Here is a 26,102-nt window from a genome sequence, read left to right as displayed (position 1 = left end):
AAGTTTAAGCAGCCAGTTGCCGGAAATGAAGCGGCGACTGGTTGTTTAGTTTTGTTTGAATGCGAATTGAGTTATAGTAAGTAATGTAGTCTCGAACGGTCTGCTCGACGATTGCCGTCGTCGTACATGTTAAACCTTCGAGATAGAACGTTTCAGACTTTAGCGTGGAATGAAACGATTCAATGGGGGCATTATCAGCGGGCGTACCCTTGCGGGACATGCTCATGGTAATGCCTTTTCCCTTTACAGCTTCTTGATAGGCTTGAGATGTGTAGACGCTGCCCTGATCGCTATGGAGCATGGTGCCCGGCAGAGTGGGCAGCTGACCCAGCGTGTCCAGGACAAACCCGGTGTCTTGCTTGTCAGAAATACTGTACGCCACAATCTCTCCGTTAAACAAGTCCAAGATACTCGACAGGTATAACGTTTTTCCGCCAAACGGCAAATACGTAATATCTGTAACGAGTTTTTGCATGGGGGCATCGGCTGCAAACTGGCGCTTTAACAAGTGCTCTGCGATATAAGCTGGCTGCCCAGTAGGTTTGCGTTTCTTCACTTTGACACGACATTGGAGCCCCTCGCGCTGCATAATCTGCTGCACGCGTTTATGGTTTATCTTACGCTCCATTCGAAGCAGAGCCGTGATCTTCCGGTATCCATAACGAAATTTATGCTGACTACAGAGTTCTCGAATCGTCTCTACCATGTGATCTTTACATGGGTTCTTGAGGCGTTCTTCCAGCGATAGTAGGTGGAGCGAGAAAGCCCGATCCATGCACACGCTTGAGTTACACTGATTTCTCCTCGAACAGACTCCACTACAGCCTTTGGCGACACCTCCTTTGCATTTCCACGAACTTTTTTAGCAGATCTAATTGTTGCTTCAGAAACCGATTTTCCGCCTGTACCTTCTCGAGTTCTGATTTATATTCTGGGCCTTTACCGTAGCTGTATTGTTTACCGACAGGCTGCTCCAATTGGTTCCATTGGCCGCTGCGATACCATCTCATCCAGGTCTCCACTTGTGTCTTATTTCGTATGTTCAGTTGGTCCATGACTTCTTTCACTGGAATGCCATCCAACCTCATTTCAATAGCTTTCTTTTTCACTTCTACTGGATAGCTGACTCTTGTTGCCAACGCAAAAACACCTCCAAAGTTGTCCCCATATCTTACGACATGGTTGCATTCTCTTGAAGGTGTTTTTAATTTGTCTCACGTTATGGGGTCAGTCCCGCTGAACATGGAATCCTTTTTTCTTGCTGCAGAGCTGATTTTCAATTTATTCACTTTCATAATACTCTCAACACCGCTATAAATTAAAACGAATCCGCCAAAAAGCCATAAAAAAATCTGAACGATCGGAATATTGAGAAATTGAACAAGTCCTAAATAAATGACCAGCATAAAGGCTGCGTCTGCCAACATGGATCCTGCTCCGACTACCCAGGCATGCCAAAAGCCATTGCGGATGCCTTTATCAAGCCTGGCCGAATTGACGGGCCCGATGGGAGCGGCCAACGTTAATCCTAGAATGATGTAGCTTATCAATAAATTCACATTCAATCGCATTCACTCCCGCATACGAATAAGAGCCTGTACATTTTATGTGAAAAAAGCGGCCGGTTATGACTTTAAATCTCAAAAACATGAAAAAACCGCCTATCTTAAGGCGGTTTTTCTAGAAAAGCAGGTCAGATGACCGTTTCAGCCCAACGGACCAGAATCGACGCTTGTTCGTGCGTCAAGAACTTCCCGGTATGGCCTCGAACCTGACCGATATACCCGTTCATGATATCTCTTGCGGCTTCGATGTGACCGCTGTCAGCTTTTTCTTTTGCCTGTTCCAGCTTCTTGTTATAGGATTTTGCCACCGCTTCCCAAGCTTTGCTTCCCGTATCCTGGAGGAATGCGCTCGTCACGCTTTTTAAGCCGTCAAATGTAGCCGTCACCGTGAACGCATGGTCAGCGGTCGCCTGATGGCCCGCAAGATCCTCCGCCGTCACCGTCACCCGGTTCTCTCCCGGTTCGAGAAGAAATGCCGGCCTCTGTAGAAGCGGCTCATCGCACGGCCTGCCGTACACGCTGGAGATTACATCCGTCGCGCTGCATGTAATGCTCACCGTCTGATCGATAGCGTAGGAAGAATCGCCCAGTATAAGCAGTTCAGGTTCTGTCAGATCCAGTTTAATCTCCAGAGATCCGGCTGGGTCCGTATCCCCGGCTAGACGATACAGGAACCGATGGACCCCTTCTTCGTTTAGCATAACCGGCTCTCTGTAGGGGATCCATGTGCTTCCGGCATCCAAGCTGTACTCCGCGCCCGAAGCCCTCGATAATGTTACGGTTACCGGTTTCGTGTACCAGGCGTTGCTGCCGTTCGGCTCGGCTGGATCCGCCATAACATCGACGCCCTTAAGCTCAAGACCCTCGAGTGCGGCGAGCAGATCAGCCGAAGCGGCATCCACGTCCTCCTGTGTGGCATGCTCCGCCGACGAAACCGCGCTACCGAGAGCCACGGCTTCTTGCAGCGTTTCATAACTGTCAGGCGTACAGCATTCGGCATCCACCCCGGCAGCCTTATCCAGCAGCAAGGCTAGTAGGGAATCGTCGAACCATGCGGACGTTTTACGATAAATCGCCCCAATATCATCCGCGCTCAATGCATAATCGTACACGCGAAAATCATCGATCCTGCCGGCAAACAACGGATCCGCAAATTGGCTCTTGCCGATGTAACGGTTGCTTGGCTTAAAGTCGCTAGGCTTGATGGACATGTTGTTCTTCTCCGACTTCAGTTCGCCGTTGACGTACAATTTGCCCGTGCCGTCTCCCAACGTAACCGCTACATGCACCCATTGATTCGCCGCAAGCTGCCCCGACTCCACGAACTGCTCGCCGCCTCCGTTCTTGATGGCAAAGCGAAGCGTATTGCTGCCCGATCGCGGCGACAGGAACAGATATTGGTTGGTATTATTGCCAAAATCGAATATCCGCTGCCACTGACTACCTCCGTTCCAGTACACCCAGGCCGCGATCGTGATGTTGTCGGCTGCCCCTTTTTTATCCGTCGCTGGAAGCGTGACATAGCTGTCCGTACCGTTCAGCTCAATCGCTTGACCGACCTTTCCGGCCGTGTACCCGGTTGTTCCGGATACGGCAGCGCTGGACGAACCCAAGACATTGTCGGCGTTTCCGTCGAACGGATAGAGGGATGCCTTATAAGGATCCAGCGAATTTCGGGCCGAATAGACATCATGGATCAATGTTACCTCATCAGCTTCCGGCTTGTTCATCTCCGTCTTAATCCGTTCCAGTTCTTGGAGGTACAAGTAGTAACTTGCCTTCGTATAATCCGATGCCGGCAAGCCCTCGGCGTGCCTAATCACGTCTTCGATGGAGTCCGCAGATACCATGACGCCATAGAAGGACTGCGGAGCTCCATCGGCGTGAATCGGCAGGATCTTGTAAAACACCTTGCCGTACCGAACGTTGGATTCCTCGTAAGAAGTACCTCTAGTCCCTGAAAGGACAAGTGTCCACGGCGACCCGTCAACCGGCTCCGCGGTGCCCGGCTTCAATTCCGGATCGGCCTGGCCGGCCGCCTCATCTGCCGTTCGGTACACATGAAACCAAGAAGCCTGCTTCGGCTTATTCCAATGAAGCACAACCTGATCCTGGTCTTTTTCAACGAATGGCGAGAGGTGGCCTTGCGGCGTTTCCGTTACCGTCACATCGGTAAACTGGGCCGAATCGGATGCAACAACGCCGGTTAAATACGCGTAAGTCAACAGCGAGGACATTGTCGAAACATAGGTCCAATTGGCGCCATCCTTTGAAACGAACGCGACTACCGTCTGCGAATCATGATCGCGCATCAATTTAACATACGGATACTCGGCGACCGTGTAACCCTTGAGCTTTGCATCGTATGGGCTAGCAGGTTCATTCCACCAATGATGGAAAGAGTTCCTCGTCCGGTTACGCAAAACCAGCTTCCCATTCTCATCGGCTCCGAAAAAGATGTAACGCGCCTTATCTGCGGTGTTCCGGTCCCGCATCATGATGCCGCTCGCCTCTCCCGATGCGCCGTCGATTCTGGCGCTGATGGAACTGTTCCCGGCGGTCACCCGATTTACATAATGCAGCGAATCGCGGATATCCCGTTCATATATGTTGTAATCGTTCCCTTGTCCAAGCCCCGTTCCTTCCGCTCCTTCAATCGCTATAGAAGAACCGTTGATCTTGGCGGTGCCTGATGTATCGTCAATCCGGTCGTCGCGCCAAACATCGTCTGCTTTGGCGGATACCGGAACGGTCAAATCCGCTTTCGCGCGCCAGGAATCCCAACCCTCGCCGTTCTCGTTCACGGCAGACACTTTGTAGTAGTAAACCTTACCGTTTATCACTGTCGTATCCTTGTAATAATTGCCCCGGACACCTGTTGCAATAGCTGAATAAGGCCCTTGTTCCGACTCCGATCGTTTCACGGTATAAGACTCCCCGCCGGACGTCGTCTTCCAAGTAACGCCCACGTAACCGTTCCCCGCAAGAGCATGCACGAAATCGACGTGGAACGGCTTAGGGGCGGGTTCAATGTCAGAGGTTAATTTCAGCACCATGGCGGATTTTGGCGCTGCCGTTACCTTGCCGTCCACCACCGGCACGTTCGTTCCCGTTATGAGATCGATCACTTCGGCTCCCGAGAAGTCGGACGGCAGCTCAACGTCGAAAGTTTGTTTGTTCCCGTATTCGTCTCGTGTTGTATTAATGATCATGAAATATTTGCCGTATCTCGACGTCTGCAGCTCGGGATATCCGGAATAAGGGGTGTCCGCTTCGAAATTATCGCGATTGACGGTGCCTATACCGGGCTGATAAGAAATCGGCGTAGGTTCCCCGGCCAGCGCCTGCGGCGCTCCACTCCAATTGTTCGCTCGATCGGACTGGAAATCCCAATCGATGTTGCCTGCACGCAAGTAATAATCTTCATATCGGAAAAGGTTATTTGTTGCGATCTGAACGATATGGTCATACTGATCCTTCATAATATGAAGCCGCCCGTTGCTTGCCATCCCTCGATTGCGATAAAACAAGGAACCCAGCATTCTGAAATCGCCGTCTCTGACTGAAACGTACATATTGTCGACATCCGCCCAAGCCCATTGCTCATAGTCGTCCGGATCGACGCCCAGCGCAGCGATTTCTTCCGGATTATAGTAATCGAAATCCGTCTGCGGCAGGACGATCCGTGCCTGGATATCGCCTCCGAACCGATCGTAATCGGCCCTGCCGGACGTGACGTATTTATAAGTATCCGCCAAGCGGAAATCGGGGCCGCTCATCGTTCCCCGGTGACCGAAATCTTTGGTGTGGAGCAGTTGGTGATCGGCCATCTGCTGCTGCACGAAACCGACCGCTTCTCTGGCATGCTGCCAATACTCCTCCCACTCCGGTCCGCTGTACCGGGTCTCGTGCTCGGCCATCGTCATTTCCAGCGAAGCGAATTGCATCCCCATGCCGAGCCCAATTCTGGCGCTATAAGCAGGCATGCCGGTTAATCCCTGGTTTCGCTCATCCGTGACTTGTTCCGCTCGCATGATTCTTTGTCCGTTGTCATCCAGAGACGAATAGCGGACAAAGCCGCGGGCGTAAACCGATTTCAACGCCGCTTTCAGAATTTCGTCATTCATGCTCTCGTCGCCTGCGCGGTTGAACGTCTTATAGAAATAAGTCACAAGATAGTTGGCAGACTCACCATAGTTCGCGACATAGCCGTTCTCCCTCGTGAGCCCTGCCTCGGTCAAACCGGTATAATGCTTGCCGTAGGGCAGTCGTCTGACCACGTTGCCATCGGCGTCCAGCTTGCTCTTGGCAAGCCCCTTGCCGACAATATGGGTGAAGTCATCGGTGAAGACCGCGCTTCCATCGTGATAGAACAGCGAATGGTATAGATCCAATTCTTCGCCATTCGGGCCTACCAGCACTTCTTCGCCCAGAAACGGCCGTATTCCCAGTGATTCAAGCAGGATGCGTTGACTGCGTTCTCTGCCCTCGTAATAGTCTGAGCCGATGATGCGCAATCCTTCGTGTGCCTCCCATGCGCCAACATACGTATAGTAAACCTGGTTATAAATATAAGACAGCCGAGTCCTGGCGAAATCAAAATTCGCCTTCAGCGCCCGTTCCCAGGCCTCTCGGCGCGTTAATTCGCCGCCATCCCAATCCACACCCGCCAAAGAGTACTCGCCGGCCACGGTTCCTGTAACGAACGGCTCATCCAGAAACGCATGGAATGCATCTTCCCCATAGATCGCATCGTCTTTGATCAAATTCTCCGCGATATACAGCGCTTCGCCAAGCGCACCGTAATAACCGCCCCAATCGCCCTGGTGTCCCCCGCGCAAAACCAGCCTTGTATTGCCGTAATAATCTTTGACATGATTATCGACCGTTTTGAAGATTCGCTCCAGCGCAGCTCTTTTCGCTTCAGGCGTTTTTGCCGGCGACCATTCATAGTTCAAAACATTCGCATAAAACATCAGTTCGTCCTGGTAACGGATAATCGACAATTTGCTGCTCGAGCTTCCATCGACTTTCGCCGATAGCGTGTTGAACAGATTGAGATGTTCCTGCCTATAGTTATCAATCAGCGTCTGCTTCTCGGTAACCGTCAGATCGGGCGTCAGCATCGTATCGGGGTTCTGGCCCGGCTGAAATTTATGCCCCTGCTGTTCCCCATCGACTGGAATATAGGCTTGCGTATGAGTGTAGGCACTGTAATAGCCTCTCGAATCGGAGGTCATCATCCCCCAAGGGTTGAACGATTTAATCGTGATCTCGACCGTATCTTTCCCGACCGTCGATTCCAGTGGAAGCAATATCGTATTGTAAAAGAACCGGTTCGGCAGCATCCAGCCCTTGTTGATGGCTTCATAATCCCCGTTGCTGATATAACCGATCTGCTCTCCGTTAATATGGATCATGCTGACGGAGGAGGTCTCGTTGCCAGAAAATTTCACGGTGACATAATTGCGTAAAACGGGGTCGATCCTCATCGTGAACGTTAAATCCCCGCCTTGCCCTTCCGCCGGTTCGCGCGGCTTCGAAACTCTGGCAGTCTCATCGAAGAGTCCGATGATCGCTTTTGTAAACTCTCCCTGGAAAAGATGAGCGGCTTCCGATGCCGTGTCGCCGAATTCGATCTGATCCAAGTAACCAGCCGCTTGAGGTGTTTCTCCGGATGCGCCAGCCATAGCTTGAGCGGCGGATGTGGATTCCGTTCCAATCGACTGTAATATCAATGATGCAGCCAAGCACAGGACAAAAAGCTTCCTGCCCCATCTTTCAGGTTCCTTCGCACGTCGAAATACAGAAATCATGAAGCTATGCATTCGATTGTTGCCCTCCCATTGATTAATATCTTCATTTACTGGGTAAGCGTTTACGCGTTCTGGCTTCGTCGGCCATTCTTTGTCTTGGTGGAATACAGATGGCTCTCATGAACGATTATCAATCATCTCTCCTTTAAACGATGCTGTGTGGTCTGGCATCGATATTCGCACGGACTAGTGATTTCACCACCTCCTTTTTGTAGGTTTACACCGCTATTCCTCGCCCTGTGATTAAGTTTGGCGCTGCTTATTCAAACGTCACGTTGCTTTGAAACTCGTTGCATTGAAAATGGCCCGCTTCGGCGTTCATGATAAGCTCACCATTGATACGCAAATTACGGAAATGGACGCCTGTCACCACTCGCTTCGCGTCGTAACCGGCAACCACCGAAGGATTATCGCACCTTCCTTGATAGGAAATATCGTTGAAATAAACGTTCTCCACGCGGTTGCCAGGTAGTGGATTATACTTCGGGTTATGAAAGACCCGTATATCGAAAAGCCTCCCCAGCTTAAACGGCTCAATTCGCACATCATTGAAGGATACGTTCCGAACCGTATTTTGATCTCCGGCATTGATCGCCAGACAGCCCCAATAACCGTCTTGAGGCTCATGATGCTCCAAGATATCGATATGGTGGAAAGAGATGTTTTCGATGGTATCCCCTTCCCCCTCGTGATCGCCGTGAACGCCAATCATGACGGGATGGGCAACGTCTGCCCACAGAACCGCGCGATTCACCCGCACGTTCGACGTATCGCCCTTAAATGCACCTCGGCTGGCATAAATGGCGATGCAATCGTCGGAGGTGCGAAGAAACACGTCCTCAATAAGGACGTTACGACAGGACATCATATCAATGCCGTCGCACCACCCGCGCGTGCTGAACGATTTAAAGCCGCGAATGCGAACGTTCTCCGATTGGCCAAGATGAATGCTGTAGTGGGGAGGATCGATGGAGATGATATCCTCGACCGTGATATGGCGGGAATAATTGATCTGCACGGACCGCCAATAGGTGGTCTTCTCGATTTCCCGCAAGTATACAATCCCTCTACCCCGAATATGGACGTTCTCGACACGATCGCATACGAGCGATCCGATGATGACGGATCCGCCCGCAAGATACACCGTGGTGTTCGACGGCACATGAAACAACCCGTCCTGGAATCGGTGCACTCCGGGTCCGAAATAAACGACGCGAATGGCTTGCCCCCCCGCTTCGCTTGCAGAAAGAAGAAGATCGATTTTGTCCTGGATCCTATATTCCCCGGGCTCAATAAGGGCTACTTCGGAGGATTCCGGGTCCGGCGCATCTTCTTCGGGCGCATTCGCAAACAGATGGAGATTGTGAAACCGATCCCCGTTCGCCTCAATGCTTAAATGGCATGGCCGATCAAGTCGGAGCCGGATCTTATCGGAATCGTAATTGAATTCGATGTGACTGGCCAAAGGCCTGATATCCACTTGATGAAGCGCCTCTCTCCTATATGTGATCTCGACCTCGACTTCGCCGGCAAAATCGAATGTCGCCATCGACGCTTCGCGCACGTCGTGCATGTCGACCCGGACCAGATAGGTGCACAGGTCTTGATATTCTCCCTCCCCCGATCTGACACGGACCGTGAAATCATCGTTTAAGGCCGCACCTTCAGGCGCGGGATAAGTAACGAGCGCTGGTAACGTTTCGTTCATGATCATTCCTCCATAAAACAAAATAATCCTAAGGTGATCCCCTTCCGAGTGGAAATAAGGAGTAAAGGGCTGCCGAGTTTGAATCTCCGTCCCAGCGAAGAAGTCTCTTCATGGCAGCCCGGTTCAAAAGTACGGTAAACTGGGTTTATTTCGCCGCTTGGCGTGCTTGGTAAACAGCAGTCGCTTCGTCCAGCACTTCCTGGCCGCCGGTTTTGAGCCATTGCGTCTTGAAAGCCTCGAAAGAAGCGTCCAGATCGTCTTTCCCGATGATGGCCTTGGTATAGAATTCATCCTGCAGCGTCACGAGTGTTGCCCAATATTTGCCCTTGCTTTCCAGCGCCGTCGGGCCAAGAATATCCGAAATCGGCTTCATTCCCTCGTTCAACGTTTCCCTGAATTCCAGCTTCTCTTTCGAGAAGTGGTATTTCCACATGCTTGAATCCCGTTCTACCAGCGGGTTATAGTATCCGCCATACCCCATGGCACGCGCCTCTTCAACGGTGCTGGCGTAAGGCTCTTTCATGACGACGGCCCCGTCCACCAGGTCGTAGGACAAGCCTTCTTCACCGAAAACGCTGCGCAGGTAGGCTTCGTCGCTGGTGGTCAGATCCTCCAGCATCTGCAATATTTTAATTCGTTTGGCTTCGTCCTCCTCGACCTGCTTGCCGAACAGAAGCGGCACCTGGAGCGCCCCGTTGGACATCACGATCGATTCGCCTGCCGGCCCGATAACGCCTTTGCCGTATACGGGGTTGGTACCATTCGTCTTATCGGCTTCCTGTCCGGCGAATAAATGGTGGTACATGTTGTTATCGACATATCCGATTTTGTGGCTGCTCCACTTCTGTCCGATCAACGCGCCGTCATCGGTCATGAATTCCGGATCGATCAACCCGTCTTGGTACCAGGTTCGAAGCAGCTTCGTCGCTTCCTTGGCCTCGTCCGTTATGCCGCCCCAAGTCACTTTTCCCTCGTCGGTTAATCGGAAGTGGTAGGGATTGACGCCGTAAGCGGCATAGATGGAATTGAACATTTGGGCCCTTACGTCTTTACCTCGTCCGCTCATGCCATAGGTGTCTTTCTTGCCATTACCGTCCGGATCGTTGTTGCGGAACTTGGTCAATACGTCCTCCAGCTGCTCCAGCGTTGTCGGCGGCTCGTCGTACTCGATCGCTTTCAGCCACTCCCCGTTATAGGTCGGTATAAAGCCGTAAGCCCCGTTAAGCCAGATGCGGGGAACACCATAGTTTTTCCCGTCGATCATTCCGACGTCCCAAGCATTGGGGTCGATTTCCTCCACTTCCTTCACGTAGGTCGGCATGTATTTCTTGATTTCGTCGACGGAAATGCTGGCGATCACCCCCTGCCTAGCCCAGTTGGTCATATCCGCTTCGCTGATGTTATGAGGCAAAATATCTGGAATCTCGCCGGAAGCGACCATCACTTTGAAATTCTCGTCATTCCCTCTCATGTTGACGAACTTCACGTTATAGCGTTCTTCCAAATACTTCTGGGTCGGATTGCCGTCCTCTGTCGGAATGTCCCAGGTCGATGCGTTGGTCATGATGACGATCGGTTTGTCTTCGCCTTGCTTATCGGTTTCGGCGGTCTCATTGCCGCTCGAGCCACCGCTGCAGCCTGCAGCCACCAGCGAGATGGACAGGGCCGCAGACAAGCCAAGCCTTTTCCAATGTTTCATGTTAGATCCTCCCTTTTTTTACCTGTAACTTTATATAATCGAGAGTGATTCCACTGCCCGGTTATATCGGTCAGCCCTTAAGCGAGCCGATCATCGTCCCTTTCACGAAATACTTCTGAAGGAACGGGTACACGATCAGGATCGGCAAAGCCGCGAACATGATGGTTGCTGCTTTGATGGACGACGTATACTCGAAATTGCCCACGACGGTTCGGCCGAACGTCTCCGCATCCGTATTGGTGATGACGATTTCCCGAAGGAAAAACTGCAGGACTTGCTTGTTCTGATCCGTTACGTAGAGGACGGCGTCGAACCATGCGTTCCAATGTCCAACCGCAGACCAAAGCGCCAATGTGGCGAGCACCGGTTTGGACAGCGGCAGAATGATGCGGAACAATATGCCGACATCGTTGGCCCCGTCGATCTTGGCGGATTCCTCGAGCTCCGTCGGGATGGCCATGAAGAAATTGCGCAGCACCAGCATCGAGAACACTGGAATCAGTCCCGGCAAAATGTAGATCCAGCGGGAATCCATCAAATGCAGCGACTTCATCAACAGATAGGTCGGAATGATGCCGCCCCCGAAGAACATGGTGAACAGAATGACCATGGTATAAAAGCTGCGGTGGGGCAAATATTTGCGCGACAACGGGTAGGCGCACAGGGACATGGCGATCAGCGACAACGCCGTGCCTAGAATCGTCCGAAACACCGAATTGCCGAAGCCGATCCAGATTTTCGTCTGGCTTAATACCTGGTTCCAGGCGAACCAGTCCAACTCCCGCGGATATAAATGAAAACCGAAACGACTCGCTTCGCTTGGGCTGCTAAGCGAAACGGATGCTATATGCAAGAAAGGGTAAACGGTTACAACACATAATAGGGTAACGAATAAAATGAGGAAGCATTGAAATATACGCTCTCCCGAACTCATTTTCATAAGACTGCCCATCTCCTTCCGGTCCTTGTTAGAGGACGCCTTCCTGTCCCATTTTCTTCATGACGTAATTGGTGCCCAGCACCAGCATGATGCCGATAACGTTCTTGAATAATCCGACGGCCGTCGTTAACCCGAACTGAGCCTGCTGGATGCCTGCCCGGTACACATAGGTATCGATTACGTCGGCGACCTCATATACGGCTGGACTGTACAGGTTGAAGATCTGGTCGAATCCTGCATTCAGAATGCCGCCGAGCGACAGGATGAACATGATCGAAACGACGGGCAGGATCGAAGGCAGCGTAATATGCCACATTTTTTTCCATCTGCCTGCTCCGTCGATAACGGACGCCTCATATAACGTAGGATCGATGCCTGCGAGCGCCGCCAAATAAATGATCGTTCCCCACCCGATCTCCTTCCAGATATTCGTAGCGACCAGCGTCGGACGGAAATAATCGGGATCGGCCAAGAAGTACACCGGCTCCATGCCGAACAGCTGCAAAATGTAGTTCACGGGTCCTTCCGAGGGCGACAGCATGACGATGATGATGCCCGACAGAATGACCCAGGAAAAAAAGTGAGGAATGTACGAGATGGACTGCGCGACACGCTTGAACCTGTGGGAACGCAGCTCATTCAACAGAAGCGCGAGAATGATCGGCGCCGGAAAGCCGAATATAATATTGTACAGGCTGATCAGCAGCGTATTTTGAAAAATTCGGGCAAAGTCGGGCGACTGGAAGAACAAAAATTCAAAATGTTCGAGTCCGACCCACTCGCTCCCCCATATCCCTTTGATCGGGCTAAAATCCTTAAAGGCCAGTTGGATGCCGTATAACGGCCCATAATGGAAAATGCCGAACCAGATCAACGTGGGGATGAGCATAAAAAATAAATATTTGCTTTTTTTATAATTTTTCCAGGTCTCTTTCCAAGCTCCGCCCCTGTTCACGGCTGCACTGTTACCGTTTTCATGATTCGGGACATGAGCGACATTCAACTTATTCAATGGCCTGCACTTCCTTCCAGATATCTAAGGAGGATTGAATGATCATGTTCATCCCCCGTAAAACGAAGCCATCTGCCTAGACAAAGAGTAACTTCTCTTCATCTATAGCTAACTCTTGCACTCATTGTATCTGCAATCGGAACGTCATAATGGCAAAACGATGCGCGAAAATGTTCATTGGTTGTTCTTCTGTCCGGGACGGATCGGTTTAGCGCGCCTTGCCTTTGCCCTGCACCGAATGATTGAACCCTGTTCGGTATTTAAGCGGGGTCGTCCCGACTTCGTGCTTGAACACCTGAACGAAGTAGGACGTGTTCGATATTCCTACTTCGGATCCGATCCACTCCACCGACTTCGTTGTCGTTTCGAGCAGCCTGCATGCTTGCCTCATGCGCTTCGCCGTCACATATTCCTTCAGCGTGCTGCCCGTTTCCTCATGAAACAGCTTCGATAAATAAAACTTCGATAAATGCATGGCATCGGCAAGATCATCCAGATAGAACGTTTCTTGATAGTGCTCGTCGATCCAGCGCATCGCCTGCTGCACATAACTAGCCGACTTTCGATCCAACGCTCCCGGCGCTCGGCTAAGTCCGGAATGATCATAACGAATGACCGTATCGAGCAGCCGCAGGATAAGCATGCCGATCTCTTCCGCATCTTCGCCTTTCCCTTCTTGCCTGGTACGATCATAATCGTCAAAATTACGTTCGACCGCTTCTTCGGCAGCCTGCAAATCAAACGCCTGGACCGGATGTCTGCCCTGCCATAAGGCGGCAAACATGCCGTGACGCCTTGCGAACGGATGCAGCAGTTCATCGGCCAGCTGGGGATCAAAGTGGAATATTGTCCGCGTATACGGCTGCTCCTGGCTTACGTTCGCATACACGTGGTGCAGCTGATAGGGCCGGAAGAAGAACAGCATCCCCCTGCGAATGGGGAACGTCTCGCCGCCTACGACGACATGTCCGGCCCCTTCGTGGACGAATAGCATCTCGCAGCACTGATGCCAATGATAGTAGCCTTTGTAATGACCAGTGTTGCGGTGACGATAATCCCAGAATAGCTTCGCGCCTCCGAAAACAACCGCTTCAAACATACGTTTCATATCCATTCCTCCATACTGGAATCGTGAACGTACGACTAAACGAGCATCCCACCTGCTTCTCTGCAATCCGGATCACATCTTTACCATAGATAAAGATCATTGCCCTTCAGCTTGAACGCGGCTTCCATGAAGAAGTAATCCCCGTAAATAATCGGCTGGTGATGCGTGGTGCCGCGGTACGCTGCCGAGCCGCGCTGGATGATCGCGTCCGATTGTTCGGTCCAATCGCTACGCGCCTCCAGGGAACTCAGCAATTTCAGCGCTGTCTTCAAATAGATGTGCTTGTCGTACGTTTCGACGGACCTGGAAAGCTCGATTAATCCGCAAGCGGCGATGGCCGCCGCCGTATCGTCTTCGAGCTTCGGCTCCGGAGGCTGACGGAAATCAATCGGGATGACCCCGTTCTTGGGCATATTCGCCATGAAATAATGAGCGATCCGTTTGGCGGTATCCAGATATTCAGCCTTGCCGGTGTGCTTGTAACTCATCAGGAAGCCGTACATCGCCCAAGTCTGTCCTCTTGTCCAGGAGGAACCGTCCTCGTATCCTTGCCCGCCATAGGTTCGGACAACGCCACCTTCGTACGGATCAAATTCCACGATATGATTCACGGAGCCATCCCTGCGTACGAATGCTGTCATGGCCGTATCCGCGTGCCTTAACGCAATCTGCCTGAATCTCGGATCCCCCGTCTCTTCCGTTGCCCAGTATAGGAGCGGGATGTTGAACATGCAGTCGATGATCGCCCAGCCCCGCGTATCGCCGTCATCCAGATCGTTCCAGGCGCGAATGAAGCCGCCGGCCGGGTTGAATCTTCCTGCCAGCAGCGTAGCCGCATGCAGGGCTCTTTTGCGGGAAACCGGGTTTGACGTCAATTTGAAATTAGCCACGCTCGTGAGCAGCCACATGAAGCCGACATCGTGATGCAGTCCGTAAAACTCTTCAAAGCACCGATCCAGCTTGGCTTCCGAAATCACAGCAACATCCTTATATTTTTCGTTGCCCGTTTCGTGGTACATGAGCCACATCATGCCCCCCCAGAACCCGTTCGTCCACCAATTGATTCCGTCCGTCACTGTGCCGGAGGGATTCGATGCGGAACGGTCGTCATGTGTCCCGTCGATCGTGGTATATGGGATTTTGTGTCTTGATTTTTCGCTGACCCAAGCCATCTTCGCGGTGATCTTCGCGATCAGGCCGTTCAGCCACTGCTGCTCGTCGTTACTTAACACGGATCATAACCTTCTTTCTGTACGAAAACGGATGATGGATCTTTATGATCAGTGTAATTTCTGACCGTATCGAGAAGTTTGCAAAACAAGACAAGAAATGTTGAAATCTTGTTGTATGTCTCTCTTGAATCCAGTGTAATTCGGCGAGGCTGTTCGTCCTATTGCACTTTTGCTGGATATCTTGCAATTTTCGATGGAAAATCAGGAAAATCCGTTTCGCTCGCCGACGCGGGCAAGGTGATTTTCGTGAACGCATAAAAAGCCCGGCCGTGTGGCCGGGCAAACATCCTATCATTAAGACTTTTCCTTCTATCCGTACGCCGGCAAAACGCTATCCTCATGACTCGGATACGGGCTCGAGTTTCCATTGTTGATGGTGTCCTAAGATATACCGCCATTGATGGATAAGAGCACCGTCCGCCGTAGAGATGTCTTTAACGTCCGCCGGTTTGTTGCTTATGACGGGCGTGATTCGATAATGCCCGTCACCGACGGGAATGAACGCGAATCGTTGATGGTCACCATCATTGCGGTTCGCCAGTTGAAACGAGGCTCCATGCTCCAACGAAGCATTCGATATTTGCAGATACAATCCGCTTTTCTCGTTCCGTATCGAATACTGCCCGCCCCCGAGATGCGCCACGTTCCATTGCTGGCTCGGATCCCCGTCCAAGGTTCGCTGCTCGATATTCGAGCCGCTTGCCGTTCCGGATGCGGTCATCGCTTTCCCGACATGGCGCACCATGAAACGATACGTACCATCCGGAATGTTTCCGTCCGGCAGCACGGCCGAGTTGCCCGTGCCTGGCGGCCTTGTATACAGCAGCGTTCCGAATCCGAGCTGGTCGAACGTCGAGGCATGGGAGGCATTCGGGCCGCCTTCAGGCCTCAAGAGCTGTGCGCGGGCAGCGACGTTAGGCACCGAAAGCCCTTTCCGGTTGGCGTAATGGTTATAAATCATTTCCCATACGGGTCGCGGTTCATTGCGGCCGGCAGCGGAAATGACCGTCTGCCTCTGTACGGCTCCGTTCGTTCCGGATCCCCATTCGTAGGCAGCGAACGGTACATCATCGCTTCCGTTGTTGTATTTGGCAACATATTCGGCGGCGCGCATAAAGCGGTTGTTTGCCCAGCCATACAAATCGTCGCCTTGATTCCACGCCATCTCGCTCGTGACGGCCATCAGTCCGATTCCCAGTAGGGTGTGTGCCTGATCGCGTCCAGATTCCTGCCATTGGGCGAGGCCGTCCGGATGCAGGAATGGTATCGCGTTATAAATCGAGCCGTTTCCTGCTCCATGCTTGAAATACTCGATGCCGATGTCGTAGATGTCCCGTCTGTCGCAAAAAATGCCGATCGCCACCGTTGCCGCCATATTGCTCAAATCCCAATTGGCCCAATAATTTTGAATGAACGCATCGTTGTGGTCCCTGCCATATTCGTTACCGATCAAGAAGCGTTCGTTGAGGGGCTTGTAGAATACGTTCAGCAGCATGTTCTGCATCCGGGATACGTCGAACCCGGGATAGTCCCGCATGAGCTCGGCCGCGTTGGCAAGCTGGTAGCCGTTAAGACCTGCGGCCAAATAGCGGTCTGCATTGCCGGTGACCGTCGTCAACGTGGCAGACCAGGCGTTGAGTATGTCCCGCGCCGTATCGCCATGCGCCGTACTGCCGGTAATCTTCCACCTTAATGCATTCTGGTAAGCTCGAGCGACATCGTTATAGAGCAAGGCTACGTTGTCGCCCGCGCCGCCCCGAACGATCGTTGCCGTTGCGCGCGGTGTCCAGCCTGCCTGCGAATACGGGCTGTTAACGAGCTGGTTCCATCCGTCCAGATACGGCTGGGCGCCCTCCTCCACCTTTTGCTTGATCCGGGCCAAATCCGTCTGGGTGTGGAGCAGGCCTGGATGGAGAAACGGGCCGGCCGTTGCCGGTTCGGCTCCTTCTCCATGGACATATCCGGTCATGCTTAGCATTAGACCTAAGATCAAGGACAACACGACACCTCTCTTCATCTTCATTCACAATTTCACTCCTTCTCTTTAACATTTTGACTTTGTTGCATCATCCCTAAATCAGTCTTTCTCGCTGCATGCAAAGCAGCCTCCTTTTTTACCCCCCTACTTTATGGATGCGCTTTCAATTATCTGAGCCCGCCTCCCTCCTTGCTTCATGAATATGGGTAGTTACAATTTCAATTCTACGCTTTGAAAGGACGAGTAAATTTTGAATTCCTGTGTATAAATGTAAATTTTTTGCTGTTTTGATTGCTCTCTACACTTATTAAGGGTGCTTCCTCTTGCTTTCGCTTAAGCGAATGGTCCGCTGCTCGACATGAAGATGAAGATGGCTGGCCGTGTGAGGCCTTTCTATCCGAACATGCGGCTTCCGAACGTTGAATGAACCGCACGTCTCCTGCCGGCATACCTAAAGCCCCGGGGATTCCCCGAGGCTCACATGTTCTGCTCCATTGCTTATCGAAGGCGTTGCCAATATTTATGGAGCTTATGTTTTTTTCATCACGTTTAAATCGTTGGGATCGGACCTTTCATGTCAGCTTGGCCTGACTACATCTCCTAAAAACGGCATATTAAAATCCCGTCTTCGGAATTTCTCTCGGCTGGCAGTCGAAAGTCGGCACCGCACCGATACGGACCGCATACATTCGTTCGTGCGCCGTTCTCGCCGCCACGGCGAAGTCGGCATACGGTTGATTGCAAACATCGACCATGCCGATCTGGTAATTCTCGCCGTCGAAACGGCCGAGGGCAGGCTGGTCGTTCCATTGAAAATAATGGACGCCGATCAATTCCGGAATGGACGCGGCTTGTTCCACGTAATAGCGATAGGCGTCGCCTCTCTCCCGCTGGGTGGCTATGGCCCGGATGCCGTAAGCCGGCAAGCCCCCTTCGGCTGACCCGAAATGGTACTCGCCGATCATGACGGGCCGGTTCAGCTTCACTGCAATCTCCGCGATCTGCTCGCGATCAGGCGCGAACTGGTAACAGTTAAGCGAAAACACGTCAAACCATTCGCAGCCATCAAGCACTTCATCGCTGCTCACCCAGGCATACCGCATGCCCAAGTTCAGATGGTTCGGGTCCGCCTCTTTGCATAGGCGGGCAGGGAGCTCCACGTATCGCCGAATCAGAATCCGGTTGAACGCCGAGCAATCCTCCCTATAGGCCTCACGGAAGGATGCCATTGCTTGCACCGGCTCGTACAGCTGATGGAAGCTTTCATAATCGCTCCCCCATGCCGCGTTCAGGCGTTCCATCGTTTCGTATTTGACGCCTAACCATTCCACGAACCGTTCCTTGCTATCGAAACGGACAGAGGACTCCAGCATGAGCCGGGTCAGATCCAGACCTTCCACGAAAGCCCAGTGCGGCTCGTTACGCATGAAATACCCGATCATCCGGCGATCCTCCCGGAGCGGCACAAGCTGCTGCGCGAAGTCCTTCGAGCCGCGTTCGTATTCCGGACTGAACACGTCCGGAAAATCCCGGAAAATGGTTCTCTCCGTCGACGGAAAATCGGTCAGCGGATATACGTAAGGCAGCGTCGAGTCCCGGATAAAGCCCGCATCGGACCAATTGCCGATCGTGTTGAAGCCAAAGTGCCGCAGCCGAAACTCGGTCAGCGACGTCCAATCCCGTCGCCAGTCTGCACCGAATGCACGAATCAGATTGGCAACCTCGAAGCTGAACTCCGCTCCCCCTCGCATCCATGCATCTCCGAAGCCTTCCTCCGGCTTTGGCAATTCGGGCAGCAAATGTTCCATCCCCGTTATTCGCATTGGCGAAGCCGGTCCGATGCAGTCCATGCCGGCGCTGAACAATGCGAAGCCGTCCGGGTCGACGAACCACCAGTTTGAGCCGTCATGGGCCGTGCGGAAATAGCCTGTCGGCTTGAACGCCTTTCCCCTCCAGCCTCCATACTTGCCAAAACCGAAGTCTTCCAAGTTACGGGACGATTCTAGAGCTTGAGTTCCTGCCTTTATTCCAAGCAGTGCCGCCTTCCCTTCGGCCGCACCTTCTAAGGCTGCCGCCGCTTCCGCGCGTTCGGCTTGAAGCCGGCTCGCCAGTTCCTGCTCGTCAGCGGTTTTCCATGACCATTCGCGGCCGACCATCTGTCCCATCCGATCGATGTATACCTGACGCTCCCGTTTGAACTCCGGTTCGTTGACGTTTAGACGCAGATTGGAGATCTTGACGCTCCGATCCGTTGTCGAGGGAATCGTGGCAATGGAGAAAGTGTTGATCGAATGGCGATCAACACGTGCGTCACCGCGAAGCACCGTTTGCAGCGTACCCGGATAACGGGAGAGAAACAGCTTCTCTCCGTCCAGATGTTTTAGCGGCAAGCATACCGTTGTCGGTAGCTTCGGCAGTATGCCGACATGATACGTGATGGACCGCCCTTCTTGATCCCCGAAGCCGAACAGAAGCACCAGTACATCGTGGCACTCATGATAGACGTCGGCAACAACGAATTCGCTTGCGGTCCAAACGCTGCTGCTGACCGTTCCCGCACGCAGCCGAATGCCGCCGCCTTCCGGCGGCACAATTAGCCGAAACTCAGATGCCGAAGCGGCTGCGACGCGGATCCGGTCCTCAGTCTCAAACGCTTGGCAAGACAATAACACGGAGTTATCCATACCGTACTCCCTTCTATTATTCCAGCCCCATTCTGGTCATCGCATCCTTGGTGTTCGTACCGGCATACCATTCATTGACTTCCTCGGTAATTTGCGTGCCTCCCTTGGCGTACCAGTTCTGTACGAACGCATCGTAAGCTTCAAGCGGCTCATTGCCGTAGATGATCTTGGTGAACGTTTCCTTCTCCATGGTAGTCAGCTGCTCCCAGGACGTCTGCATCGTCGAGGTCGGCGGCCCGTTAAATGCGCTTGGGAGCAGCGAGTCACGGTTCTCGTACGAGATGACGAATCCGTCCTTCGTGGTCTGTTGGGCCGAATCTGCGGCCATCAAAGGCCCGTTGTCCGGTTTGGCCCCGTTGGCCAGATCGTAGAAGTTCTTGCCTGCGGGGTAAACGGCCGGCGTATTTTTGGTGAATGCCATTTTGCCTACGCCTTGAATGGCATCCATCGGTTCGTTGAATTTCGTCGGATCAAACACGACCTCCCCGTCCACGATATCGTAGTCGTATCCTTGGGCATAACCGTACTGGAAATCCCCCGTTCCGAATGCTGCGTCATACAGCTTGTCGTAATACAGGAAAAAAGCTTCCATGTTGCTAAAATCTTTATTGAACATAAAGTACCCGTCGTTCAGCTGTCCGTTCTGGTACGTCCGGTCTCCGTCCACGCCTTGAATCGTCGCGTACGCTTTGACCTTGGCGCCCTTGACGTTCTTCTCGACGTCCTTGACGCTGTCGTAGAGCCATGGACGACCGACGATAATGCCTGCTTGGCCTTCCGTAAAGTCGGCAATGGCATCCCAAGCTCCCTGCGTAGCCAGCTCTTTGTTCAGGTAGCCCTTCGAATACCAGTCACGCAGCTTAGCCAGCGCTTCCTTGTTGCCGTCCGCGACCGATCCGTACGACAGCTTGCCGTTCTCCTCGCTCCACTGCATCGGCAGCTTCTTGCCCGTGTAAGCGCTGAAGATCATGACGGGATCGCTGACCCAGCCGGTATTGTAGCCGTCCTTTCCGGAGAACGTGAATCCGTAAGTATCATTCTTGCCATTACCGTCCGGATCTTCGTTCGTGAATGCGGCGATGACGCTTTCGAATTCGTCGATCGTAGTAGGCGCCTCCAACTTTAAGCTGTCCAGCCAATCCTGACGAATTAGCATGACCTGCCCTTCCGTCAAGTTCGGCGATATCGCCATGCCGTATACTTTGCCGTCGCGAACAACCGGATTAAACGTCGTTGGATACTGTTTATAGATCTCTTTCAGCCGCGCCGGCATATATTTCGCGATATCCTCCGTAACCTCCTTGACCCGCCCCGATTCGATCAAATCGTTGGCCAGAGTCGTATCGTAGACCGGAAACAGATCCGGCAGCTTCTCTGAACCCGTAAGGGCCAAGCGCAGCTTGGTATTATAATTACCCGCATCCCCGCCGAGCAGAGTCGTTTGCGTCTTGATGCCCAGGTTCTCCAGCGCCCACCGCGTCAACACGTTGTCGTCCACACTCTCCCCGGTCTTGTATTTTCCCGCGTTCTCGTCCAGCTGCTTTCCGATGGCTATCGTGATGGGCGGTTCGTATTTCCCGTCTTTGAGCACCGCCGGAGCGGCTGGCTCGGTCCCCGAATCGCCAGATCCGCACCCCGCAAGCATACTAATCGCCAGCACCGCTGCCGATAAGATAACCCCCGTCTTTTTTATGTACATGGAATCTACTCCTTTACCCCATATTTTTTATTCTTTAACCGCCCCGAGCACGATTCCCTTGACAAAGTACTTTTGCAGGAACGGATATACCGCGATAATCGGCACCGTGCTGATAAAGATCTGTGCGGCTTTAATGCTCTGTTCCGACAACGCCGCAGCTTCCGACGCGCTGAGCGCTACATTCTGTGCCGTATTCTGAACCACGACCGTCTGCAGGAAAGAAGCCAGAGGGTATTTGTCGGTGGTGGACATGTACAGTAGGCCGTCGAACCAAGAATTCCAATGTCCTACCATAATGAACAAGCCGATCGTGGCGAGTCCAGGGAGAGACAGAGGCAAATAAATTTTGCTGAAGATGACGAAGAACGAAGCGCCGTCAATAAAAGCCGCCTCCTCCAGCGCTTTCGGTATCGTTTTGAAGAAATTCATGATAAGGATCAGGTTGTACGCACCGAACGCGCCAGGCAGGATCAACGCCAGGATGGTATCCTTCAGCCCAAGCTCCGACACCAGGATATAAGAAGGAATGAGTCCTCCAGAGAACAGCATGGTAAATACGAAAATCCACATCAGTCCGTTGCGGCCGCGAAACTCTTTCGATAAGGCATAGCCGGCGGTCGTGATCACCACCATGCTGATCAGCGTGCCCAATACCGTCCGTACGACCGAAATCCACATCGAGCCCGTAAAGTTCGCGTTGCGAAACGTCTTGGCATAAGCATCCGTGTTGAATTCGACAGGCCAAAACGATACCAGGCCGCCGTTGACGGCCGATTTGCTGCTGAACGACTGCGCCAATAAGTGAAGCAGCGGCAGGAAGCACGATAGAGCGACCACGATCAGCAGGATATGGTTGAAGACGGAGAACGCTTTGTACCCCTTCGTTTTATGATACATCCGGCTACCTCCTGCTTAAAAGATTTTATAATTGGCAACCTTGTATGCGATACGGTAAGCAACCACGATCAGGATCAGGCTGATGCCCGATTTGAACAATCCGACCGCCGTCCCGAATCCGTATTGTCCGTTTAACAGGGATGAACGGTATACATACGTATCGATGATATCTCCCGTACTGTAAACGAGCGGGTTGTACAGGTTGAATATCTGATCGAAGCCGGCATCCAGGATACTGCCCAAACTGAGCGTGGCGATGACGATAATCATCGGCATCATGCACGGCAGCGTAACATGGCGCGTTTGCTGCCAGCGGTTTGCACCGTCGATCTCCGAGGCTTCATAATACGAAGGATCGATACCGGCGATGGTCGCCAAGTACACGATCATGCCGAAGCCGAAGTTTTTCCACAAGTCGCTGATAATGACCGTTGGCCTGAACAGATCCGGATCGCCAAGGAAATAGATCGGCTTCGTACCGAACACCCCCGTGATCATCCGGTTGACGCCGCCGTCCAGGCCCAAAATATCAATCATGATGCCGGCGATGGTCACCCATGACAGAAAATGCGGCAGGTACACGAGCGTCTGAATGCTTTTTTTGAGCCCCATATGGCGAATTTCATTCAGCAGAATCGCCATGACGATCGGCACGATGATGCCGACGATGATCTTGATGACCGAAATGATCAGCGTATTGACGATCGCTTGTTTCGATTCTTCGTATTGGAATATTCGGTCGAAATGATCGAGGCCGATCCACGCGGAGCCTGAGATGCCGAGCCATGGTTTGTAGTCCTGGAATGCCATGACCAGTCCCGCCATCGGCCCGTATGAAAAGATAAGGACGAAGCCCATTGCGGGCAAGCACAGCAGATACAGCGGCCAGTTTTTCCGAATTTCCTGTTTCCAGGGATTCCTGCGGACCCTCTTGTTCTTACGCATGTTCGTTTGATCCGTCTTTATTCCCGCAATCCTAGCGATTTTCCTCCCCCCCTTTTCGCGATTTCTATTCACTTGGGTGCTTGCACGTTCTATGTTAGCAATATCGATTGCATTAAAAAATGTCCGAATTTCAAGATGATGTACCCGATCTCAACCATTTTCGAAGCGCTTACATTCATCCTTTTTATTTTGCCTTCCGCCGATTATGATAGAGATTAACAGCTATCTTTGTAAATGAATGGGAAGTGAGCCTGATGAAAAAAGTGAATATGAAGCGCTTCATCTACTTCTTTGTGTTTTTCCTCCTCCTTACGCTTTCTTTGTTTTCCGTCATGAATGCTCTGGATTCCCGAACCATTCAGAACAGCCTAGTGAATACGGCTAAAAATCAGGTAAGCTATGCGGAAAGCGTCGTGAACGACATGCTGTACGAAGCCGGCATGTACGCCATCCAGTATACCGCGGACAGTTCGGTCCGATTCTACCAGCGGCAGATCCTGGAACTGGGCAGCTACGACGCGCAGATGAAGAAGAACGATATCGAAGAACGGATGAAAAATACGCTGTTGTCCAGCCAGTCGGTCGAATCGCTGGGCATCTACTGGAGAGAGGAAGGCACGTTTATCGCCACCCGCGGAGAAACGCTTGCCGATGACATATACGGGTCCGTGGACAAACGCGGATGGAAGTATGTGAACGGCAGCCTGTATTATTTTTCCCTGTATCCATACGTTCGGGAGCCCCGAACGCCCGAAGACATCGAATACATGGTTGGCGTCAAGCTGAAAACGGACTACCTGAGAAACCTGCTGCAAAAATCATTCAACGGAGGCAGCTCCGACGCTTTCTTCCTCGTGGGAGACGATTTGACGATCAGCGACGGCACGCTTGTCGACGGCATCGCGAATAAAGCCCGGGAGACGGTGTCGCCGGATCCGAAGCATATTCTCAGGTTCGATTACAGCTCTCAGGGTGGTGACTACTTTGTCCTGTCCAAATATATTGAACCGATTGATGCCTACCTCGTTACATATACGCGAATGAGCGATTTTCTGGAGCCTCTGAACCGGAATCGGCAGGTTTTTTTCGTTAGCATCGTAATCATCCTGATCATCGGATTGGTCGTGATCAGCACGTTTTACCGTAATTTCTACAGGAATGTCTACCTGCTCAACAAAAAGTTCCATCAGGTTGAACAGGGAGATTACGCCATCCGGATCCTTAACCGCCCCAACAATGAATTCGGCAGCCTGTTTGGCAGCTTCAATCATATGGTCGCCCAGATCCAGATGCTGTTCACGTCGCTGAAAACGGAGACCGACCTGCGCCGCAACGCCGAAATGAAGCAGCTTCAGGCGCAGATCAACCCGCACTTTCTCTATAACAGCCTGTTCTTCATCATGTCGATGGCCAAGTCTTCGCCGGAAGCCGTCATCCGCATGAGCAAGCATTTGGCCGAATACTACCGCTATCTGACCCGGTTAGACTCGAGCAGCGTCACGCTTGCGACGGAATTGGAGCTGGCTGCCCATTACCTGGGCATCATGGCCCTCTGCAAAACCATGGACTATGACATCAAGCTGCCGGATGAATTGAAGGAGCAGCCCATCATGCCGCTGATTATTCAGCCGATCGTGGAAAACGCCATCCTGCACGGGATCGAAGAGCGCCAAGGTGCGCATCGGGTCGCCATATCCGTGGAGACGTTCCGTTCGGGAGCCCGAATTACGGTTGCCAATGACGGGAAGCCGCTTTCGCCGGAGGAACTGCGGGCACTGCAAGCTAGCGTTGAAGCGCCCCTTCCTCCTCCCGGAACGGATGGCATCGGGCTATGGAATATCAACCAGCGTCTGAAAAACGCTTACGGAGATTCTTGCGGCTTACGGTTCGCCTTGAATGACTGGGGCGGTTTGTCGGTTACGGTATTGGTGGATTTCTCGTTTGAAGAAGGAGGAGCCTATGCATTTATTGATCGTGGATGACGGACAGTATGTCGTGGAATACCTCAAACATTTGCTTAACTGGGCCAAATTCGGCGTCAATCGTATCGAAACGACAACCAACCCGACGGAGGCCCGGATGCTGCTAGACAGCGACCGATTCGACATCATGATTACGGATATTCGCATGCCTGAAATTTCGGGCATCGACTTGCTGGAGCATATCCATAAGCGGGGATTAAAAACAAAAGTCATCTTTTTGTCCGGCTATTCCCAATTTGATTATGCTCAAAAGGCGATTCGCTTCGGCGCGCTGGATTATCTTCTGAAGCCTGTGGATAAAGAGGATATGGATCAAGCGATGTGCCAGGCCGTCAAGAGTATCGGCGAGAAGCGGGCGGAACCCCAGGACCGGGAGGATTCCGCCGGTCATGCATCTAACATTCTGACGAGCACTCCCGATCGGTCGGACCGGCACTGCTCCGGCACGGATATCGTGCGTGCGGTAAGGGACTACATCCTCGGGCATCTGGGCGACGGCCTTAGCCTGGATGAATTGGGCGGTATCGTGCATCTCCATCCCGTCTACCTGTCCAAATTGTATAAGCAGGAAACGGGTGAAAACCTGTCGAGTTACATTCTGCGCGCCCGCTTGGAGAAATCGGCCCACCTGCTGGAGGTTTCCCATCTTCACGTCATGGACATCGCGCGCATGGTCGGTTACCGGAAACCGCAATATTTTATCAAGCTGTTTAAGGAGCTCTACGGCATCACACCGTACCAATACCGCAGGCAACGAATTGAGCAATCCTTCAGGACGGACGGTTAGGGCTCCAATTGCATATACATGATTCGATCCTCGATCCTTAGGTGCTTGTC

At 52.4% G+C, this 26,102-nt stretch carries 14 protein-coding genes and 2 pseudogenes; 2 read left to right on the top strand and 14 right to left on the bottom strand.

From position 1 onward, the window contains the following. Positions 1–4 precede the first annotated feature (4 nt). From MHH82_RS14480 to MHH82_RS14415, 14 genes and pseudogenes are all read right to left on the bottom strand, one after another. Positions 5–1,139, bottom strand: a pseudogene (locus MHH82_RS14480) (IS3 family transposase). Between the two features lie 99 nt (positions 1,140–1,238). Next, positions 1,239–1,571, bottom strand: a pseudogene (locus MHH82_RS14475) (LysE family transporter); the annotation flags it as partial. Between the two features lie 122 nt (positions 1,572–1,693). Further along, on the bottom strand, positions 1,694–7,393 hold the full coding sequence (locus MHH82_RS14470; RefSeq protein WP_340966381.1) for a LamG-like jellyroll fold domain-containing protein: 5,700 nt from the start codon (positions 7,391–7,393) through the stop codon (positions 1,694–1,696). 247 nt (positions 7,394–7,640) lie between these two features. After that, positions 7,641–9,089 (bottom strand): glycosyl hydrolase family 28 protein, encoded by a 1,449-nt coding sequence (locus MHH82_RS14465; protein ID WP_251495332.1) that lies wholly within the window; start codon positions 9,087–9,089, stop codon positions 7,641–7,643. 145 nt (positions 9,090–9,234) lie between these two features. Beyond that, a complete protein-coding gene (locus tag MHH82_RS14460; protein WP_340966378.1) occupies positions 9,235–10,788 on the bottom strand; it encodes an extracellular solute-binding protein in 1,554 nt (517 codons plus the stop codon). Positions 10,789–10,858: 70 nt separating this feature from the next. Further along, on the bottom strand, positions 10,859–11,728 hold the full coding sequence (locus tag MHH82_RS14455) for a carbohydrate ABC transporter permease (protein ID WP_251495327.1): 870 nt from the start codon (positions 11,726–11,728) through the stop codon (positions 10,859–10,861). A 28-nt stretch (positions 11,729–11,756) separates the two neighbouring features. After that, on the bottom strand, positions 11,757–12,740 hold the full coding sequence (locus tag MHH82_RS14450; RefSeq protein WP_251495324.1) for an ABC transporter permease: 984 nt from the start codon (positions 12,738–12,740) through the stop codon (positions 11,757–11,759). Between the two features lie 208 nt (positions 12,741–12,948). Beyond that, complete coding sequence (locus MHH82_RS14445) at positions 12,949–13,848, bottom strand: AraC family transcriptional regulator (RefSeq protein WP_251495321.1); 900 nt, start codon at positions 13,846–13,848, stop codon at positions 12,949–12,951. An 80-nt stretch (positions 13,849–13,928) separates the two neighbouring features. Beyond that, complete coding sequence (locus tag MHH82_RS14440) at positions 13,929–15,080, bottom strand: glycosyl hydrolase family 88 (protein WP_340966375.1); 1,152 nt, start codon at positions 15,078–15,080, stop codon at positions 13,929–13,931. Between the two features lie 337 nt (positions 15,081–15,417). Beyond that, positions 15,418–17,103: an RICIN domain-containing protein gene (locus tag MHH82_RS14435; RefSeq protein ID WP_340966373.1), complete on the bottom strand. Its 1,686-nt coding sequence runs from the start codon at positions 17,101–17,103 to the stop codon at positions 15,418–15,420. A 569-nt stretch (positions 17,104–17,672) separates the two neighbouring features. After that, entirely contained in the window at positions 17,673–19,742 is a 2,070-nt protein-coding gene (locus tag MHH82_RS14430) for a beta-galactosidase (RefSeq protein WP_340966371.1), read from the bottom strand. 16 nt (positions 19,743–19,758) lie between these two features. Further along, a complete protein-coding gene (locus tag MHH82_RS14425; RefSeq protein WP_340966370.1) occupies positions 19,759–21,441 on the bottom strand; it encodes a hypothetical protein in 1,683 nt (560 codons plus the stop codon). Positions 21,442–21,468: 27 nt separating this feature from the next. Continuing rightward, positions 21,469–22,338, bottom strand: coding sequence for a carbohydrate ABC transporter permease (locus MHH82_RS14420; RefSeq protein ID WP_251495290.1), 870 nt, complete (start codon positions 22,336–22,338; stop codon positions 21,469–21,471). 15 nt (positions 22,339–22,353) lie between these two features. After that, positions 22,354–23,283, bottom strand: a complete 930-nt coding sequence (locus tag MHH82_RS14415) for an ABC transporter permease (protein WP_251495287.1) — start codon at positions 23,281–23,283, stop codon at positions 22,354–22,356. A gap of 254 nt (positions 23,284–23,537) precedes the next feature. On the opposite strand from MHH82_RS14415, the gene MHH82_RS14410 reads away from it, so the two are divergent. After that, entirely contained in the window at positions 23,538–25,265 is a 1,728-nt protein-coding gene (locus tag MHH82_RS14410; RefSeq protein ID WP_340966365.1) for a sensor histidine kinase, read from the top strand. Next, complete coding sequence (locus MHH82_RS14405; RefSeq protein WP_251495281.1) at positions 25,243–26,052, top strand: response regulator transcription factor; 810 nt, start codon at positions 25,243–25,245, stop codon at positions 26,050–26,052. Before MHH82_RS14410 ends, MHH82_RS14405 begins: the two co-directional genes overlap by 23 nt. Positions 26,053–26,102 lie beyond the last annotated feature (50 nt).

Source organism: Bacillus sp. FSL K6-6540, assembly GCF_038007545.1.
The sequence above is the reverse complement of the archived record's forward strand: the minus strand, read 5'-3'. Positions and strand labels throughout refer to the sequence as shown.